The following is an 18,168-nucleotide window of genomic DNA, read 5'->3' as shown; positions in this document are numbered from 1 at the left end:
CGCGCGTGATGCCTTTTCCAGTCTCCGACATCGTGACGCGGGGCCCGGCGGTGCTGTGCCTCGGCACCTGCATTAGCGAGTCTGATGTTCCTTGCGATACCAATACCAAGAACTCAGGAATGAATTGATTGGGATGAGGTTGCGATCATCACTGACAATGGTTTGGAGATTCCGGGCAATCCCGTCGTAACGGGCTCGCAATTCGGCTTCCGGCATGCGACCGAGATAGGATGGACGCGGTATTCGAACTCCCAAACATCCGGCTCATAGGATGAGGCTGCTTGTCCCCACGATCGCATAGCCTCGTCCCGCGGAAGGGAGGTCGGCAGGGGCAGAGACGGGATTTCGGACATGACAATATCACTCTCTTGAGCGCCATCAGCGACACGTCTTATAGCCGAGTCGTTCTATGATCCTGTCGTCGGCTGTTCGGGGAATTGCCGAAATTGAGGACCGTTGTCGTCGGTCCCGATAATCCCACTATCAGCTGCAAATCGGTTAGGATGCCGGCCTGTGGGGGCCTGAATCATGAAGACTTTTGAACAGATATTTGAAGAATTGATCGACAGGGCCTTGGAAGCGCATCCTGATCTAACTGAGCAGGATATCGCCGGGGCTTCGGCCAACTTGCTGTCGCAGTTTATTCCAGCTGTCGCGCGCGATATGTGCAAGGATCTGAAGCGAAGGATGCCTCAGCTTCTTGCGCGCGCCAGAAAATCGGACGCAGGTTTCGAGAAGAGAATTTTTAAGCGATGGCGCAAGCCGCTCGATCTTCTGGAGCTGCATCAGCGGGTCCCAGGTTCGAGGCGCCATGTGCCAAGCCTACAAATCAACCACTTACGACCTGCTCCTTGGAAGAGAACTTTCAGTTGGACGGGTGCTGCGCCATCCGATCCATGGACCTCCCAACCGCGCGAAGCAGTGCGTCTTTCCGTTTCATCGGCGAGCTTTTCGTTTAACGTGTTGATGCGCTCGAGGCGCATCCGTATTTTGCAAGGCCTTCCATTCGTCATAAGGCGACCGCTGCGATTCAACCGTGGGCTTGAGCCCGGAGAGCCGGTCAAATGCTGCATCTATAGCTTTCCTGTCCCACCGATGTGTTCCGGGAATGGGTCCCGGCATGATCCCCGCCCAATCCAGTCGTTGAAAGCTGATAGCGTTTCATAACCGGCGTAGGCCGCGGCTGCTCTTTTGACATCCCGCGAGGCGGGATCATTTGATCGTCCATATCGTCAACGAGTTCCTTGGTCCAAACGTCACTAAACTGCGACGTAGGTCTGCGTGGGAATCGGCTCGATAGTAACTTTGGATCTATAACTAATTGCCTCGACCATAGCACCCTACGCTTCATCCGGAACGGCCCGTTCTTGAATCATGCCGAGATCCGAGTGTGAGCTTTACTGATTCCCTACCGCTGTTGTCGTCTTTACTTATTTGTACGATTTTACGCTCGAGTGCGCGATAGAGGTGGGGCTGAGCTTGCCCACGGAGTAGGTCTCCGCGACGAATGTTGCAGCACGAGTAAGCTTCCGCTCTACAATATTCGATAAGGCGTCGATGACAAATCGAACGCAACCTGAAATTACACCCGATACCCCTCTTCGCCTTGCTGATGCCGTGAAGATCGCGTTTCCTTTGGGAGGAATGACGGTCGCGGGCTTACGTCGCGAGCGCGATCGTAACCGATTGGTTATTGAGAAGATTGCCGGCAAGGAATTTACAACGCTGGCTCATATCGGACGGATGCGAGAGCTATGCCGCGAAGAAGCAAGGGCGCCAGACTTCAGATTAAGGCCGCCCGCCGAAACAAGAGCGGAAAGATTACCCACCAAGCAACCTGGATCATCAGAGACAACGGCCGGGATGTCGGCACAAGCTGCGCTGCAGATGAGATTGCGGCCGCGGAGGAAAAACTAAGGGACTACATAAGCTCCAAACATACCCCCAAGCGACGTGTCCGCCACATAGACGATATCGCAATCGCGGATGTCCTCTCGATTTATTTGGATGCACAACTGGACAAGCTTCGCTGTCGTTTCAACGCTGATTGCGAAAATGAGGACACCATCCCCGATATCCGCAAGTTCAAGAAACGAATAGAACGATTAAACGAATGGTGGGGAGCAAAAATGCTTGGCGAGGTCAATGGGGAGGCATGTCGCTCCTACACCAAGTGGCGCGGCAAAAAGGGAGGCGCTCGGCGAGACCTTGAAGACCTACGAGCTGCGATTGGCCACCATGCAGCCGAAGGATTTCACCGGGAAATCGTGAAGATCTCACTACCAGAGAGAGGCCAGCCTCGAGACCAGTGGCTGACGCGCAGCGATGCGGCCAAACTGATTTGGACGTGCTGGCGCTATCGTGAAATGCAGAAGGGCTCGCGTCGGCCGACCGACGACCTGAAGGTCCCGACAAGCAAGCGTCCGCTACGCCATCTTGCACGGTTCATTTTGTTGGGGATCTACAGCGGAACTCGTGCTGGAGCTATCGCAGCTGCATCTCCCATTCCCGCGATTGGTCGCTCTTACGTCGACTTAGAGCGCGGCCGCTACTACCGCCTGAAGCAGGGCAGCGCGAAAACCAACAAACGGCAACCCACCGTGCCGGTCCCCTTGCGCTTGCTCGCGCACCTGCGGCGCTGGCACCGAGCTAGTCCAGAGGCGAAGCATTTCGTGGAGTACAATGGGAAGGCTGTGACGTCAGTCAAGACTGCATTCAAGAGTGCAGTCAGGCTCGCAGGCCTCGGCCCGCGAATCTCCCCTCACACTTTGCGGCACACAGCTGCGACTTGGCTCATGCAGAGAGGTACGGACCCTTGGCAGGCAGCTGGCTATCTTGGAATGTCGCTAGAGGTGTTGCTCAACACCTATGGTCATCACCACCCCGATTTTTTGTCCGATGCCGTGGAAAAAATCACCAGTCGAAATCCGGCTGGGGAACGAAAAGCCCACGTATCTGGTGCGGTGATTCCGATCCGGCGAAATGGCGCCTGAATGAGTTACGGACTTTTTTGGTGAGCCCGGGGGCCCTCAGACTCTCAATTTATCATTGGTGTGCGACGAAGTGGGCAACTTGCGCGCTTCAAGCGAGTTCAGGGGTTTTAGCGACACTGTTACCAACTTTTTGAGCCACAGGTCTGGGTTAACCGCAGCAAAGGGCTGCTTCGCAGCTCGTCGTGTAAGCCTAGGGCACAGCCACGACTGCTTCGCCTTCGGCGGCAAGCCAAACCGCACTGGCTTTCCCGCAAGACGCACCAGGCTGATCAATTCGTAGGCGGCCGTGAGTGAGCCGGAGTGACGAACCACTGTGCCACACGAAGGCAGGTCAGAGTCCTCATCGATAAGTCGGGCTGAAACCCGGCCCTTTTGTTCCGCTAGCCGCTTCAGTCCAACCAGGATGTCTTCTGAGCGATACCATAGACGGGCGCGCTGCCCTTGAAGTCGGGGCTAACGTCCAATGATCGCCCTGCCTTCCTCCTTCCGCTTCAAGGCGGCCTTCATGACGTCGGAGGCCGTCCGGGGTGGCAAGTCCGCCAAGGTCCTTGCATTCGTACCGAAGCGCTTCGTAAAATGGTAGGCGCTCGGAGTAACACCGTTCTGGTCGAGCAGCGTCGCCGATATGTAGCCGTTCTGCTCCTCAAGCTGGCGCAAGGCCTGTAGTAGACTCACCTCCGTCCAACGAACGCCATGATGGAATTCATCGCACTTGGCGTCTTTTCCTGCCCTTCCACAGACGCTGCTGAATTTTGCTGCGGGATAAAACAGGAAAGCCGGCCTGTTTCATTGCTGCTGTCCTTGAGCCGAAGTAACGGCGAATGAGATTATTGGACGGCAGGTCGGGCGCGCCATCAATGAGACCGGTGGTGATCTGCGCGTGCTCAGCATAGAGCTTCCGCAAGCCGGCCAATATCTCCTTCTTGCTCCAATGCAGCGCATTCATACCGAACGGAGGTATCGGCGGCGGAGTCTATCCAATGGCCTCATACGCCCTTCGGAGCGAACCGAAGTAGCTGAGGATGGTTTCCGGCGCCGGGACGGCAATCGAGAGCTTCTGGCGCACGTACATCCGAAAAAAAGTCGCCTAATCACCTCAAGTTATTCCGGTGGTCCTGGGATGACCATGACCTTGTCGGTGGTGAGCGCCTTCCTTTCTCCACGTTGCAGGACCTGCCGAGCACTCTGCTCAGCATCGACCAACAGACGACGGAAGCCGTAGATCAACGTGCCGCCCTGTCGATATCTAATTGGGCCTGCTGGCGCTTACGGGGCATTTTCTCGGAAAGTTCGCGGCTATATTCTCCAGCCATCACCCGTTTCAGATGTTTGATGATGGTGGTGATGGAAGTCACATCGTCACCGAACGGTTCGCCGCAGTAGCATCACGCGTACCCCAGCTTGCCTGCAAAGGAACTCATAGTGGGCGGCCTGGTCGGGATTCTGAAAGCGGGCCCATCTTTGACGTCAACAACCAGGATCGCTTCGAATTTGCGCTGAACCGCCAGTGCATCGCTAACCAGATTCTTGAGTGCGTCGCGGCCTCTTAGCGACAGTCCACTTTTTCCGGCGTCGATGTATGACGCCACAATTTTGTGTCCGTGCTGGCTCGCGTACTCGGCAATTGCATTCCGCTGATTTGCAGTTGAGTAGCGCTGGTTATCGGAGGACATGCGCAAGTATTGGGCGGCTCGCAGCATCCCCCAGGCTCCATGAGCGTAGGCGAATCAGCCGCTGCAAGTGAGAAAAGGGCTCAGCAGGCGTCCAGCTTGAACAGACTTCGGGACACAATTTCTAGCTAAAGAAGAATCTGCGCGCGCCCTTCGTCAGCGCTGATTGACGGCCTGGGGTTGGGCGACTCCGAATGACATGGTCTGTTGCGGCGCCGGTTGCCGAAGCGGTGCGCTTTCCGACGCTTGCTTCTGAAAGGAGGAAGTCATTGCAGGCCCATCCGCGCGCGGTCATCGTGCTTTGCCACATCGTCATGGCCCTGAGATCGATCATTTGCGACGCTCGAGATGGGCGCCAGGTCTCTGGTTACCAATGCCGACTCGCCTGGAAGGACTCACCCGCGAGCGCGATGGTGCATAAAGGCAATGGATATAAGCGGTGGCCTACGCGCGTTGCGCAGCATCTCAGTTAAGCGTCGACGAAAGGCAGTTGTAGGCACCCCGAGCTGCGCGCTAAGGAGCTTCGAACGTTCGCTTTCTTCCTGATCGTCGCCTACTTCCCGTTTTTTGAGCTTAGCAAAAACAACGCGGCTTCCGGCCACCAGTGACGATGTGCGGCCATCGGCGCGCTTGGAGGGCTGGATTCTCAACATGGCCGGATCGGCAATCAAGCGGCGATTTGCCAGGGAGCAGGGAGGGCAAGAGTTTTCCGAAGGAGGAGCCAGGCTAAACCGCTTCTCTCTTGGGCGTTCCTAGTGGTCCTGACGAAGTTGCCGCTCAATGTCGATTGCTTGATCTGCATTGCGTGCTCGCTTGAGCAAGGCATTGCGCTCGTTGCCGGGAGGCTTTCCATCTGCCCGCTCACGCATATCCTGTGCAAATTGCTCGAGTCGCATTTCCAGAGAATCCGTCTGCTTGAATCGCCGTCGCTTCAATCCCATCGCATGTTCCTTCTGCTGATGGGTATTGATTGTACGTCCGCGTGCAGATCATCGCAGGAACATAAGTTATTTCGGACTTAGACCTTTGAACTATCAAGCGCCTTGCGAATCTGCGCCGATGTTGTCCGAATCCAGCCACTGACGCCTACGGGCAGAGCCTTGGCCGGTGATGGTGCGGTAGGTAGCGCACAAAGACATTAGTTCCAGCTTTAACTTCTAAGGAGCCCCCGGCGCGGGGCATCTTTGCTGCTCCTCCCTTGTAAGCGCATCAAGCCGATCCAATTGACCCGCCAACCCGGTAAGGCTCCGAGCTATGTTCTTCGTCAGGAAGGCGCGGTCTGGGGAAGTGTTGGGGTTCTGGGAGAGGGCTCTGTACTGACGTGCAAACTCTAAGCAATGCGCGGCGGAAATCATCTTGCCTCCGAGGGCCATAAAAACGATCAAAACGTTCAACCTTCGGCTTAGTTCCATGAATGAGAATGACTATAGAATGCATCTGTCTCGGAAGGCAACGCCGTCCGGATCGTCGCCAACCCGGACACAACGGAAGCGGGAGCCCCGGAAGGTCGGCTCCCGCGACTGGAAAAATAGAACTTGCCTCAACCGATGGCGATCCAGTTTCAGCGTACGCCCCGCTCCCAGTTTCATTGGACCCTGCATCGCCACGGTCGCCAAGACCGCACCGGTAGAGCCGGATTGGGTCTACGAAATCAAGCACGACGGCTAGCAGCTCTTGGTGCGAATCTTCGCAGCTGGGACGTCAGCCAATAACTCATCTCAAAGGGGGCTTGTTGCTCGCCCATGTGATTCGCCTCTCTTTTAAGTGGGATCAGATCGCGAGTTCGGCATCAATAACATGGATTATGCCGAGGGCGGCTTGGTAGCACCGGGGTCGTCAAGACACCCATATTCAATACGCGCCGATTACCCGCGACTAGGGCGGTGGACAACTGTAGCGGACCGCCTAATGTTGGGGATCGCTCCTGTCGGCCTCTTTGCGGTCGCGACCGAGGCGTGCACCGTCAATCGCGGGTTCAACGTCGATAGATGGTGGTGAACAAGCCATGCCCCGGAGCACAAACCGTAACTTGCCGAAGTCCGCAGACCTATTTGTTATCAAAGAAGAGCTGATGACTGGGCGCAGGATTGTTGTTGCTGCTTCGGCCGGGCCGCGCCTGAGTGGTCGGATCGGTATTATCGTTGGCCAAGGGGCAACGGCGACTCAGGTCAAAGTGCTCCTCGACGGAGCCAAGCGCTTTGTAACATTGCACGCGCGCTACGTTGACCTGCTCAAAACACGCTCTTAGTCGCCGGCTACCGCGACGCCATTATGAGTGTAACACCGGCGAATGTACGAGCGGCAAAAATAGGCGACGGAACTGTGCGAAAGTGAACAGGGGTGCTTTTCGCCATGTGGGTAGGCTCGCGTCTGCTTGGCGCAACCCGGACCCCACAGCGGCCCGGCCTACACCCGCAAACGCCTCCCCGGCCGGGGCTGTCTGGCGGTTTAATGCTGAACAATGTTGCTCGTCTGAGGCCTGGCGGCCACTGGCGCATCTCGAAGTCCCGGACTTTAAGAATTGCCGGATCCCATGAGATGGTTTCGATCGGAGTTGCTGCGAGACACTCCGGATCCGCTAATCGGCCACTTGACCGCCGTTTTAGAGGATGATCCGGAAAAGTGCGCAGCGGTTTTTCGAAAAGATCATGCTCAAACAATAACCTAAAGCGCGATGACGATTCATCCTGATCTCATCGCGCTTTAGGTCCAGCGCTTGGTTTCCACGACATAGCCGTCTGCCATGGCGGGGAGGTCGAAGCGGCGGTCGGGAAGCACGAAGCCCCGCGCTCCAAATGTGCATGGCGGTCTGCGGCACCGCTGATGCGAGCATTAACCCATTTGCCTCTGCGGGAACCTAGGCTACCGGCCTGTGTTGTTCGGCTAAGCGAACCGGAGGTTGGGTGATGAGCACCGAGACGACGTTCGTCTGCGATTGTTGCCTACGGAAAGCGGATAATCATGTTGGTTGGGCTCATATCAATGTCAATTGGGCCGATCGGGATCAGCAGGTCATGCCGGACGAAGTCTGCGATCTATGCGAAATCTGTTGGAGCCCACTGCAGCAATTGCTGAAACAGCAGCTTGAGCAACATGCTCGAAAGCGAGGTGCATAAACACGCAGATCATAGGATTCAGATCTCAAAAGGATTGAACGGTCAGCACAAATTGTCGGCCGGAATGCAGCGATGTGGCATGTTCATGATGTCTCTACCGTCGGACCTTCGGCAACGTCTTCTAAACTGTCCTGAGCTATTCTTGTGGCATGGACGACGATGATGTACCTGCAGGGTTTGGCACCGCTCTTCGACAGAGCTATGCCCGTCTAGCCGCTTGGATGGTGCGGTTCAACCGCGCATCTGAGCCGAGTCGATCGCCGCACCCGACGCGGGTTGAACAACCCAATCGAGTTCTCGACAAATCGCGTCAGCCCGCGCCTCCGCGCCCATAAGCTCGGACGAGGCCACGTTGACGAAAAGCCGCAACTTGCGCCGATCTTGGTCACCGGAAGAGGAGGGGCAATTAATCTCCCTTCTTGGCGACGGAGCCATTGCCGACGAAATCGGAGTACGGCTAGGTCGGACGCGTCAGTCGGTTTACGCTCGCCTCCAGCGCTTTCAGAGGCAGCGGTGGCAAGCGAGCAGAACAAGCGGGAAATTCTTCCCGCAGTTGCCCATTGTTTGAACCTTACCGCTTCGCATTGCTCTTTCGCCAGCTACCGCTTCAATCCTCAGGCCATCACGCGCCGCACATGCATGTCTCTCCAGAATCACTGTGGCAGAGACCCTCACCGCGGGGTCGACCGGCAAAGTGTCGCGTTGCCGCGGCGGAGGACCCAAAAAACGAGACTGGCAGCGCCTCATGGCCCACCGACGTCGAGCGGTAACCAGGCATGAACCGATACCGGCTTACGATAGATCATCGCGGATTGGTGACGAGTACCGCGGTACGCATGGGCATTGAGAACCCGCTGGCTGTCGAGGCCGGCGGGTTTTTCGTTGACTAGTTTTCTCTGTATGGAATACCGAGATTGTTGCAGGCCGCCGCAAATGACGCTTTTGCCTTGGCGTCTTCAAAGCAGAACTTAGTGCCGACCTGCGCGCGGTCTGTCCACCAGCCAACATTTGCATCTTTCGCGATACGGAAGGCTTCGTCGCGCAAAAGGTCCAGTTGCCTCCCGGCAGCACGGACAATCAGGCAATTTTCTTCAGGCATAGGTATTGTCTCCAATGGCAACGAACCACAAAGTTGTCAATTGAACGGAAAACGCTCGGCCGGAGCGACTGTCAGCAAAAGGCCGCAGCAGTCGTCCTGCTGCGGCCACTTGTCAAAACATTGCGGGGTAAAAGAGGATCTAAGTAGAACAAGTAGAATATGCGCAAGCTCCCTAACACATGTACGCCGCCAGTCGCGAATCATTTCGCCAATTCCGAATTTGGAACTTTTCGGGCCATTCGCCCGCTACGCTCCGACCCGCAATTGGATCGGCAGCCGGGAGCACTGGGGCTAGAAAATAAGCCGTGCCATGTTCGGTCCTAAGGTGCAATCCTTCGAATGACATTGATTTGGCAACGGTATGTTCGCCCGCAGGACCGCCAGGCGGCTTGATCCGATCCGAGCGACATCTTAGAGCCCTCAAGAGTCCCGCGCCGATCCTGCGGAACGTCGCGGCGCCGGCCGCAGGAGTCTACCAGGAGCGGCGCCTGCGGCCCTTCCCTTTTGTCAGCATAGCTGTGGGAATTTGGATACACATCCGGGAATAATCGGCAAGCGCACAAACAGCTGATCGGAAATGTGCTTGTGTCTCGCGGGTGACGGCCTCTGTCCCAGGAGGCAAGAGCCTGTCCGGGGGCCCCAGCATCATCATGCCCCCCGGCCCGATGCTGGGGCCACCACGGGCACCGTTTCTGTACGAGGCGTCGATTGGACGAGACTTGGAGAGTCCTGTTTGCGATCAGTGCGACGGCTGTTGTCGCCGTTGGCTCATTCTTCGTCATCCGGTTTATTATCGGTTTGCACCTGTGACTTCGATCTGAATTGATCACTGCCCGGATGGTCTACGATTGCAAGTCGTGCATCGCCGCGCTCGAAGTCGGGGCCGAACGTCGGCTCCCCGAGAGCCGCACCCCTGACGGACAAACCGCGGCTCGAGATCTGACAGCCGGACGTCATCAGCCTAGCGATCAGCGCTCAGTTCAACGTGGTGTCCGCAATGGCAGTAGACTAGGACGCCGCGCAAGCCCGTCTCACGCATCTCCGCCGAAGGTGGTCTTGAACTGTCGACCGTCAGCATGCGTGGGCTTGGGGCGTCGGACTGGGCGAGGCATGCCCCCATTCAAGCGGCATCGTAAGTACCTCGCAAAATATAGATCGATGGTGGCCTCGAACCCGCGCGAGCTACAGCCTCTTGTGGGTGTGGAAAAGCAAAGCCTGTCGCTCACTCAGAGAGAGCGATCGAGACACCGGTTATACATACCCGATTGCCGAATCTTCCTAGACATTAGCATGCCTCGGCGGCTCCCCATTACTGTCGAGGCCTCCAACGGCTCCGGCGGGTTGTGCTGGGGCCTTTTTTCCGGCCAGCGAGCGGCACCCAGTGCAACGTATTACCTGCAATGTGGAAAGTCCCACAGCTGTTAATTGCGAGCTTAGGAACGAGAGCTCGGCTTTCACATTCCTTCTGAAGTGCAATCGGGAGCCTTAGCATGGCAATTCAAATCGTGATGGATCATAGCGGCGATAGCCGACACTTCTTCGACAACTCAAATTCAGAAGCATTGGCAGAGGCGGAGAAGCGTTTTCTGCAATTTGCTCTCAAAGGATATACCGCGGCGGTGCGGAAAGGGCCCGGTGAGGTGAGCAGGATCACCGCGTTCGATCCGATCGCGGAAGAAACGTTGTTCTTCCCCCGGCTCGTGGGCGGGTGATCACGAGGTGACGAGAAGGCTTCGTCGCATCGGCTTTTGGCCCCATCGAAGCGTCGCGGTTAGCAGGCTTTATCAAGCAGCTAAGGCCGAGAAGACGATTCAGGGGCGTGCGCTACGACTGCTGCGTTCTTGGCTTTCGTCCGAGCAAAGGGCAGCGTTCGATACCAGGGGGTACTTCGATGTGGTAGGATGCGACAGTGGGAAGCGGTATCGCATCCGGCGGGGAACATCCGGGAACGTCAACGAGATCGACGAGTACGGGCGGCTCGACAGGGGCTGGTGTTTCGTCCCGCTGGGTGGCTTGGTCGAGGGCGCCGTCATGCTCGCCCAAAAAATAGCTCTTGAGACGGACGAGGAGCGCGCTTTGAGCGTTGCCAACAGCTTCCCGGGACCGATCCGATGGCGCCTACCCAGATATCGTCCATCAGAGGGGAGGAGTTTGGGCGCACGTTTTTATTCCAGCTAAGAGCCGGTCGGGACAATCAATAAACCTCCAGACATCGCCCGCAGGTTGGGGAAGTGCGGCTCAACGCCGTCGCAGCATCGAGCTTAATCGGCATTGTGTTTCACAATGAAAAGTTCGCGTGCGCCATTCGTTGTCGGCTCACCTAAGCACGGATGCTCCCGCACGAGATCCGGCCGCCTGCGTGCCTACTGCGGGGCCAGTTTGGTTCACTGGCGCTGTCCGATGCCGCTGGCTCTCACGAGGCCGGGCTTTTCTTCATTGCTCCAAGTTAGTCGAAACTCTTCCGCTTGGACCGAGCCATGAGTCGCCTTTGAAGCTCTTGCGTGGTTCAATCTTCCAATCAACAACCTGCTCTCTATTGATCAGCTTTAGATCCCGAATAGGATGAAAGTTTGATCGCAGTCAAACGTCGTCACAATACCAAAGATCCCAATCCCTCGAGCCTCTGCCTTCCCAACAAGTCTCCTCATTAACTTATCAAACGACAGCGTCTGCTTTCCATCAAAACGACGTTCGTCACTTGTAACTGACTTCGGCGCTCCTTCGATGTCGAACGACGCGATGCCCGCGGCGAGTTTTTCCGCGCCTATGACGACGGCTCCGCGGGGTCGACAGCGGCCGCCTTCTCGGCCTGTGTCAGACCGACCTGCTGAACGACCACAACCTCACGACGTTGAGACTAAGATTGAGAACGCGCATGGACGACAAACGATGGCATTGACTTCCTAACCTTGAGGAGGCTGAAACCAGAAACGTGGGTCGCGTCGGCCAAAGCTACCGGACCGAGGTATCCGTGCTCGAGTTGGCATGTTGGGGGACCCAGTCCCTCCCTTATGCCTGCGTTGTCGTTGGACGAGCGCTCCTCGAGAAGGGAGCGATTACCGCGGCGTCCAGTTACGAGCATCCATCGGTGCTACGCTGCGACAGATCGCAGCGACTTGGCTCATGCAGCGAGGCGCGGATTCGTGGCAGGCAGCGGGGTATCTCGGGATGTAGCTTGAGGTGCTGTCAACACGTATGGCCATCACAATCCCGACGATTTGTCCGATGCCGTCGACAGAATCGCTAAGTGCTACCCAGTCAGCGAACGAAAAGCGCACGTATCTGGTGCGATATCTGGTGCGGTGCTTCCGATGAAACGAAACCGGCCTTGATAAGTCACTGATTTCATTGGTGGGCCCGGCAGGACTCGAACCTGCAACCAGACCGTTATGAGCGGCCGGCTCTAACCATTGAGCTACAGGCCCCGCCGCGAGGCGGCCGCGTCAGGGGCGGCCGGCAACGGTGCGCGGTTCGTTTACAGGGCCTGAGGCGGGGGTGCAATGCTGGCTCTGGCGGATGGGAACGCCGTCATACCGTCCTGGGTAATTTTTGATTAACCGAAATTGACGATGATGCCTGTATACCCCTGTTTTGCCCGACGAAGCAAACCGCTTTTCCGAGGGATTTTGGTGGGTGGGCGGTAACCTATTGAAATGACTGGACTCGTCTACTGTGCATGGGGTTGTTTTCGCAACTTTGTTTGAGGGGGCCTGTTGGCCCCCTCAAACATGGTGCGGCCGAGCTCGGCGGCTGCCTAGTCCACCGAGACCCCGGCGAACTCGACCACCTTGCGCCACTTCTCGGTCTCGTTCGCGACCAGCTTGCCGAACTCGGCCGGCGTCATCGGCTTGGGGATGCCGCCGGTCTCGGCGAGCTTGGCCACCAGCTTCGGGTCCTTCAGCGCTTCGCCGACGGCCTTGTTGAGGACCTCGATCACCTCGGGCGGCGTGCCCTTCGGCGCGGAGATGCCGTAGAAGCCGACCGATTCGAAGCCCGGCACGGTCTCGGCGATCGCGGGCACGTCGGGTACGCTCGGCCAGCGCTGCGGCGAGGTCACGCCCAGCGCGCGGACGTTGCCGCCCTTCACCTGCTCCATGGCCGAGGGCAGGTTGTCGAAGATCAGCTGCACCTTGTTGGAGATGATGTCGGGGAAGGCGATGGCCGAGCCGCGATAGGGCACGTGCACCATGTCGCACTTCGTCATCACCTTGAACAGCTCGGCCGACATGTGCACCGAGGTGCCGTTGCCGGACGAGGCAAACGAGATCTTGCCGGGATTGGCCTTGCAATAGTCGATGAACTCCTGAACCGTCTTCGGTGGAAACGCGTTGGAGACGACCAGCATGTTGGTGAGCTGCATGATGCTCGCCACCGGCACGGTGTCGCGCAGGAAGTCGAACGGCAGCTTCTTGTAGAGCGAGGTCGAGATCGCGTTGTTGGGCGCGACGAACAGCAGGGTGTAGCCGTCCGGCGGGGCGTTGATCGCGGCGGCGGCGGCGATGTTGCCGCCGGAGCCGGTGCGGTTCTCGACGATGACCTGCTGGCCGAGCCGCTCCGACAGCCACTGCGCCATGATCCGCGCCACGATGTCGACCGGGCCGCCGGCGGAAAAGCCGATCAGCCAGTGCACGGGACGGTCGGGGTAGGCGGCGGAGGCGGGAGGGGTGGTGCTGAAAAGACCTAACAGGACTGCAAGCCCGAACAAACCGTGACGCAAAATTCGCACCATGACGTCTCCCATTGCTTTATTGTCGTTGGCTGCATGCTTTCACAAAATCGGGTCGCTGCCTATATCGCCGCAAGTCGGTGTTGACGCAGGTCCGCCGGGAGCGACCATGAGATTCGCGATGACCCTTCTCGGTGCGGCGATGCTCGCAAGTCCCGCTGCCGCCCAGACCGGAGGCACGGCCATTCCGACCACGACGATCAGCCAGACAATCAGCCTCGGCACCGCGACGCCCGGCGGCGGCTTTCCGCTCTATGGCAACGCCTTTGCCGAGGTGATGAACGCGGCCGATCCGCAGATGTCCATCGCGCCGCGCAACACCAGGGGCAGCAACGAGAACATCCCGCTTTTGGAGAAGGGCGAGCTCGATCTCGCGCTGGTCGCGGGCGAGCCGGCCTATGAGGCCTTCGCGGGCATCGGCCGCGCGCCGGTGCGGCTGAAGATCCTCACCGCGATCTATTCCAACCCCGGCCTGTTCGTGGTGCGCGCGGACAGTCCCTACAGGACGATCCGCGATCTCGTCGGCCAGCCCGTCGCGTTCGGCGCCAGGGGCTCGGGCCTGCCGATCCTGGCGCGCTATGTGCTGGACGGGCTCGGCCTGAAGCAGGACGAGGATTTCAAGGCGGTCTATCTCGACCGCGCCGGCGATGGCCCCGCGATGGTCGAGGACGGCCGCGTCGCCGCGCTGTGGGGCGCCGGCATCGGCTGGCCCGGCTTTGCCGCGGTGGCATCGAGCGCGGCAGGCGCACGCTTCATCGCGCCCAGTGCCGAAGAGATCACGCGCATCCGCGCCAGGCATGCGTTCCTGAAGCCGCTCACCGTGCTGGCGGGCTCCTACCCGAAGCAGACGGAGCCGATCGCCTCGCTCGGCTCCTGGAGTTTCATCCTCACGCGCGAGGATCTGCCGGACGATGTCGCCTATCGGCTCGCCAGGACGCTGCATGGCGTCGAGGCCACGTTCTGCAAGAAGCTCGCGCAGGCCTGCGAGACCAATGCGGCGAACACGGTCGCGGCCGCACCGAAGCCGGAGCTGATCCATCCCGGCGTGATGCAGTATTTTCGTGAGATTGGCGTGGTGAAGTGACGGCCGCCCAAGCGGCCGTCATTCCGGGGCGGTGCGCAGCACCGAACCCGGAATCTCGAGATCCCGGGTTCGGTGCCCTGGGTCGCGCTTCGCGCGATCCCGTTGCACCGCCCCGGGATGACGATCGCTTTAAGCGATCGTCACTTCTTCACCATCGCACAGGCCGGGTCCGGCGGACCGAACGCCTTGTCGCCGGAGATGGTCGTGAGGATCTTGTAATAGTCCCACGGATATTTGCTTTCCTCCGGCGTCTTCACCTGCACCAGCCAGAGATCGTGCACCATCAGATTGTCCTCGCGCAGTTTGCCGTTGCGGGCGAAGAAGTCCTCGATCGGCTTCTCGCGCATCTTGGCTGCGACCTTGAGCGGATCGTCGGTGCCGGTCTCCTTGATGGCGTTGAGATAGTGCATCACGCTGGAATAGACGCCGGCCTGCCACATCGACGGCATCTTGTTCATCTTGGCGAAGTAGCGCTTCGACCATTCGCGGGTCTTGTCGTCCATGTCCCAGTAGAACGAGGTGGTCAGGAGCAGGCCCTGCGCCGCCTGCAGGCCGAGACCGTGGATGTCGGTGATCAGCGCCAGCAGCGCCGCCATCTGCTGGCCGCCCTTGAACACGCCGAACTCGGCGCCGGTCTTGATCTCGTTCATGTTGTTGGGGGGACCGGCGGCAATGCCGATGATCTTGGCCTTGGAGGCCTGGGCCTGCAGCACGAAGGAGGAGAGGTCGGGCGTTGCCAGCGGCGGCCGCACCGAGCCCAGCACCTTGCCGCCATTGGCGGTGACGACGGCGGACGCATCGCGCTCCAGCGAGTGGCCGAAGGCGTAGTCGTCGGTGATGAAGAACCAGCTGTCGCCGCCGCGCTTGACCACCGCGTCCGCGGTGCCGACCGCGAGCGCGCGGGTGTCGAACACCCATTGGATCGCGTAAGGCGAGCAGAACTTGCCGTGGAAATCCGCGGTCCCGGTGGAATGGGTGATGAACAGCCGCTTCTTCTCATTGGCGATGTTCTGCACCGCGAGCCCGACCGCGGAGACCGGCACGTCGACGATCAGATCGACCTGCTCGACGTCGTACCAGCGCCGCGCGAGCGAGGCGCCGATATCGGCCTTGAGCTGGTGGTCGCCGATCACGACGCTGATCGGCTTGCCGAGCACAGTGCCGCCGAAATCGTCGATCGCCATCTGCGCCGCGGTCACCGAGCCCTGGCCGGTCGGCGCGGAGGCGGGACCGTTCATGTCGGTGAGCACGCCGATCTTGACGACGCCGTCGGAGACCTGCGCCATTGCGGCGCCCGGCAGCAATGCCGTCACCAAGGCAGCCGCGACCGGCAGTCCAAATCTGGTTGGATTCACGCTTGTCCTCCCCTGAGCCGGCTCGTTGGCCGATGTTGCATCCGGGTATGGCCCGGCTGAATTGGTTTCTTTTGCAACTATTCGGGGGCAGACGTCAACGTCAGGCTGCGAAGCGGATCTGTCCTGCGGGCGAGGGATCGTAGCCGGTCAGTTCCTCGGCGCGCTGGCGCAGTCGCCGCTCGTTCAGGAAGCGGAGCATGGCCTGCATCGCCGGGCGGAAATAGCTGCGCTGCCGCATCGCGAGGTCGAGATTCTCCCAGACCAGCGGCACGAAATCGAGACCGGCCGAGCGCGCCGCGGCGCGGGTCGCGATGCCGCAATCGGCCTGGCCGGCGCGGACCAGTTCGGCGAGATCCGGCCCGGTCAGGGCCGCGGTTTCGATGCGGCGCAGATCGCGCGTCGAGGCGCCCGCGCGCTTCAGGAGCACGTCGAGCAGCATCTGCGCGCCCGTGCCCTGTTGCCGCATCGCCATCCGGGCGCCGGTTGCGAGCACGTCGGTCAGGCCGTGCAGCCGCTTGGGATTGCCGTGCGGCAGCACCAGACCCTCTTCGCGGCGCACGAACGCGACCAGCACCACATCATGCAGGTCCGGCGTCGCCCGCAGGGCTTCGATACTGGCATCGCTGGCGAGATCGTCCGAGGCGGTCGGGGCGTGGAAGTGCACCGCCGCAGCCATCACCTCGTTGCGCTGCAGGCGCTCCAGCCCGCGCGCGCTGCCCTCGCTCATCGATCCCAGGCCAGAGCCGGATTCGCGCAGGCTCCAATCCAACAGTTCGTCCTGGCTGCCGCCGACGACCGGCGGCGGCTCCGCGATCAACATGCCGGCCGGACGTGCCAGTCCCGACAGGACCCAGAGGTCGAGCTCGTGCCGCGGGAAGAGCCATTTCCCCGTCACTTTGGTGCAGGGGATCGCGCCGGTCGTGACAAGTTCGTAAAGCTTGCGTTCGCCGAGCCGAAGATATTCGGCGGCTTCGCTGGTCGTCAGGAATTCCATCCTGCATTCCTATGCAAATTATTGCTTCTTTTTGACGCCCGACGCAGGTGGAATTCTGCATTTCAGATTTTTTGTCGGCGGGAACCATGCCCGATCATCTCGCCGCTTTGCAATACATCCCGCACGCGCGTTTTCTGCTTTGGTGAACGATCCTGAATCAATTGCTCGCGCGGTGCGCTCGGCGGCATTGCCGAAACTTCCCGGCCGGGCCGCGCGAAAACGCGTCACGAGTGCGGCGCAATCGCTCATCATCATGATCTCGTCATAGCCAAGGGAACCCCGATCATGGGCCGCCTGTCCGTTGTATTTGCGCTTCTCTGCGGCCTTGCCGCGGGCATTGCGGCGTCATCCGCGGAGGACCGCGGCCTCGTCCTCGCCACGACCACGGCGACGCAGGAGTCCGGCCTGCTCGATCATCTGCTGCCGATCTTCCGCGGCAAGTCCGGCATCGAGGTCACCGTGATCGCGCGGCGCGCCGACGAAGTGCTCGACGGGGCACGACGGGGCGAGGTCGACGTCGTGCTGATGCACGCGCGGCCTCAGGAGGAGAAGTTCATCGCCGACGGATTTGGCGTGAAGCGCTACGACGTGATGTACAACGATTATGTGCTGATAGGGCCGAAGAGCGATCCCGCGGGCGTAAAGGGCAAGGACATCGCAACGGCGCTGAAGGCGATCGAAGCCAAGGGCGCGCCGTTCGTGACGCGCGGCGATCGGTCAGGCACCCACGCCGCGGAACTCGCGCTCTGGATCGTCGCCGGCATCGACATCGCCGCCGCCAAGGGCGCCTGGTATCGCGAGGCTGGGCAGGGCATGGCCTCGGCGCTCCACGCAGCGCGCGCCGCGAATGCATATGTGCTGGCGGACCGCGGCAGCTGGATCGCCTTCAAGGATCGCGGCGATCTCGACATCGTCGTCGAAGGCGACAGGCGCCTGCTCAACCAGTACGGCGTGATGCTGGTCAACCCAGAGAAGTTTCCGAACGTGAAGAAAGACCTCGGGCAGACCTTCATCGACTGGCTGACATCGCCGGAGGGGCAGACGGCGATCGCCGGCTACAAGGTCGACGGGCAGCAGCTGTTCTTCCCCAACTCCGACAGGTCGGGCGGTTGAAGCCCGCATCGCCGGCGG

15 protein-coding genes and 1 tRNA gene are annotated in these 18,168 nt (G+C 59.7%); 6 read left to right on the top strand and 10 right to left on the bottom strand.

Annotation, left to right across the window (positions count from 1 at the left end; genetic code table 11):
* The first annotated feature begins 528 nt into the window (after positions 1-528).
* Positions 529-1,167 carry a hypothetical protein gene (locus XH96_RS31495; RefSeq protein WP_194389420.1) on the top strand — a complete coding sequence of 213 codons (639 nt, stop codon included), beginning with the start codon at positions 529-531 and terminating at the stop codon, positions 1,165-1,167.
* Between the two features lie 587 nt (positions 1,168-1,754).
* Positions 1,755-2,993 (top strand): tyrosine-type recombinase/integrase, encoded by a 1,239-nt coding sequence (locus XH96_RS31490; protein WP_194389419.1) that lies wholly within the window; start codon positions 1,755-1,757, stop codon positions 2,991-2,993.
* 703 nt (positions 2,994-3,696) lie between these two features.
* On the opposite strand, the gene XH96_RS31485 is transcribed toward XH96_RS31490, so the two are convergent.
* The 5 genes from XH96_RS31485 to XH96_RS31470 form a co-directional block, all read right to left on the bottom strand.
* Positions 3,697-3,939: a hypothetical protein gene (locus XH96_RS31485; protein ID WP_194389418.1), complete on the bottom strand. Its 243-nt coding sequence runs from the start codon at positions 3,937-3,939 to the stop codon at positions 3,697-3,699.
* Between the two features lie 277 nt (positions 3,940-4,216).
* Positions 4,217-4,348: a hypothetical protein gene (locus XH96_RS39690; protein ID WP_256439320.1), complete on the bottom strand. Its 132-nt coding sequence runs from the start codon at positions 4,346-4,348 to the stop codon at positions 4,217-4,219.
* 30 nt (positions 4,349-4,378) lie between these two features.
* Positions 4,379-4,693: a recombinase family protein gene (locus tag XH96_RS31480; protein WP_092217515.1), complete on the bottom strand. Its 315-nt coding sequence runs from the start codon at positions 4,691-4,693 to the stop codon at positions 4,379-4,381.
* Positions 4,694-5,415: 722 nt separating this feature from the next.
* Positions 5,416-5,604 (bottom strand): hypothetical protein, encoded by a 189-nt coding sequence (locus XH96_RS31475; RefSeq protein ID WP_194389417.1) that lies wholly within the window; start codon positions 5,602-5,604, stop codon positions 5,416-5,418.
* Between the two features lie 3,061 nt (positions 5,605-8,665).
* The gene (locus XH96_RS31470; RefSeq protein ID WP_194389416.1) at positions 8,666-8,878 is read right to left on the bottom strand and encodes a hypothetical protein; all 213 of its coding nucleotides are present in this window, start codon (positions 8,876-8,878) and stop codon (positions 8,666-8,668) included.
* 1,490 nt (positions 8,879-10,368) lie between these two features.
* Here XH96_RS31470 and XH96_RS31465 point away from each other — a divergent pair.
* Together XH96_RS31465 and XH96_RS39300 are read left to right on the top strand one after the other, a co-directional pair.
* A complete protein-coding gene (locus XH96_RS31465; RefSeq protein WP_092217518.1) occupies positions 10,369-10,590 on the top strand; it encodes a hypothetical protein in 222 nt (73 codons plus the stop codon).
* 7 nt (positions 10,591-10,597) lie between these two features.
* Entirely contained in the window at positions 10,598-11,056 is a 459-nt protein-coding gene (locus XH96_RS39300; RefSeq protein WP_371739900.1) for a hypothetical protein, read from the top strand.
* A 1,171-nt stretch (positions 11,057-12,227) separates the two neighbouring features.
* Here XH96_RS39300 and XH96_RS31460 read toward each other — a convergent pair.
* Positions 12,228-12,303 (bottom strand) — tRNA-Ile (locus XH96_RS31460).
* A gap of 329 nt (positions 12,304-12,632) precedes the next feature.
* Positions 12,633-13,607: a tripartite tricarboxylate transporter substrate binding protein gene (locus XH96_RS31455; RefSeq protein ID WP_194389415.1), complete on the bottom strand. Its 975-nt coding sequence runs from the start codon at positions 13,605-13,607 to the stop codon at positions 12,633-12,635.
* Positions 13,608-13,713: 106 nt separating this feature from the next.
* Here XH96_RS31455 and XH96_RS31450 point away from each other — a divergent pair, with 106 nt between their 5' ends.
* Positions 13,714-14,688 carry a TAXI family TRAP transporter solute-binding subunit gene (locus tag XH96_RS31450; RefSeq protein WP_194389414.1) on the top strand — a complete coding sequence of 325 codons (975 nt, stop codon included), beginning with the start codon at positions 13,714-13,716 and terminating at the stop codon, positions 14,686-14,688.
* 140 nt (positions 14,689-14,828) lie between these two features.
* Here the strand turns inward: XH96_RS31450 and XH96_RS31445 are convergent, their stop codons facing one another.
* The 3 genes from XH96_RS31445 to XH96_RS31435 form a co-directional block, all read right to left on the bottom strand.
* Positions 14,829-16,043 carry an ABC transporter substrate-binding protein gene (locus XH96_RS31445; protein ID WP_194389413.1) on the bottom strand — a complete coding sequence of 405 codons (1,215 nt, stop codon included), beginning with the start codon at positions 16,041-16,043 and terminating at the stop codon, positions 14,829-14,831.
* A gap of 100 nt (positions 16,044-16,143) precedes the next feature.
* A complete protein-coding gene (locus XH96_RS31440; protein ID WP_194389412.1) occupies positions 16,144-17,037 on the bottom strand; it encodes a helix-turn-helix transcriptional regulator in 894 nt (297 codons plus the stop codon).
* Between the two features lie 18 nt (positions 17,038-17,055).
* Positions 17,056-17,292 (bottom strand): hypothetical protein, encoded by a 237-nt coding sequence (locus tag XH96_RS31435; protein WP_194389411.1) that lies wholly within the window; start codon positions 17,290-17,292, stop codon positions 17,056-17,058.
* Positions 17,293-17,322: 30 nt separating this feature from the next.
* On the opposite strand from XH96_RS31435, the gene XH96_RS31430 reads away from it, so the two are divergent.
* On the top strand, positions 17,323-18,150 hold the full coding sequence (locus XH96_RS31430; RefSeq protein ID WP_194389410.1) for a substrate-binding domain-containing protein: 828 nt from the start codon (positions 17,323-17,325) through the stop codon (positions 18,148-18,150).
* Positions 18,151-18,168 lie beyond the last annotated feature (18 nt).

Source organism: Bradyrhizobium sp. CCBAU 51765 (assembly GCF_015291725.1).
GTDB lineage: Bacteria > Pseudomonadota > Alphaproteobacteria > Rhizobiales > Xanthobacteraceae > Bradyrhizobium > Bradyrhizobium liaoningense.
The sequence above is the reverse complement of the archived record's forward strand: the minus strand, read 5'-3'. Positions and strand labels throughout refer to the sequence as shown.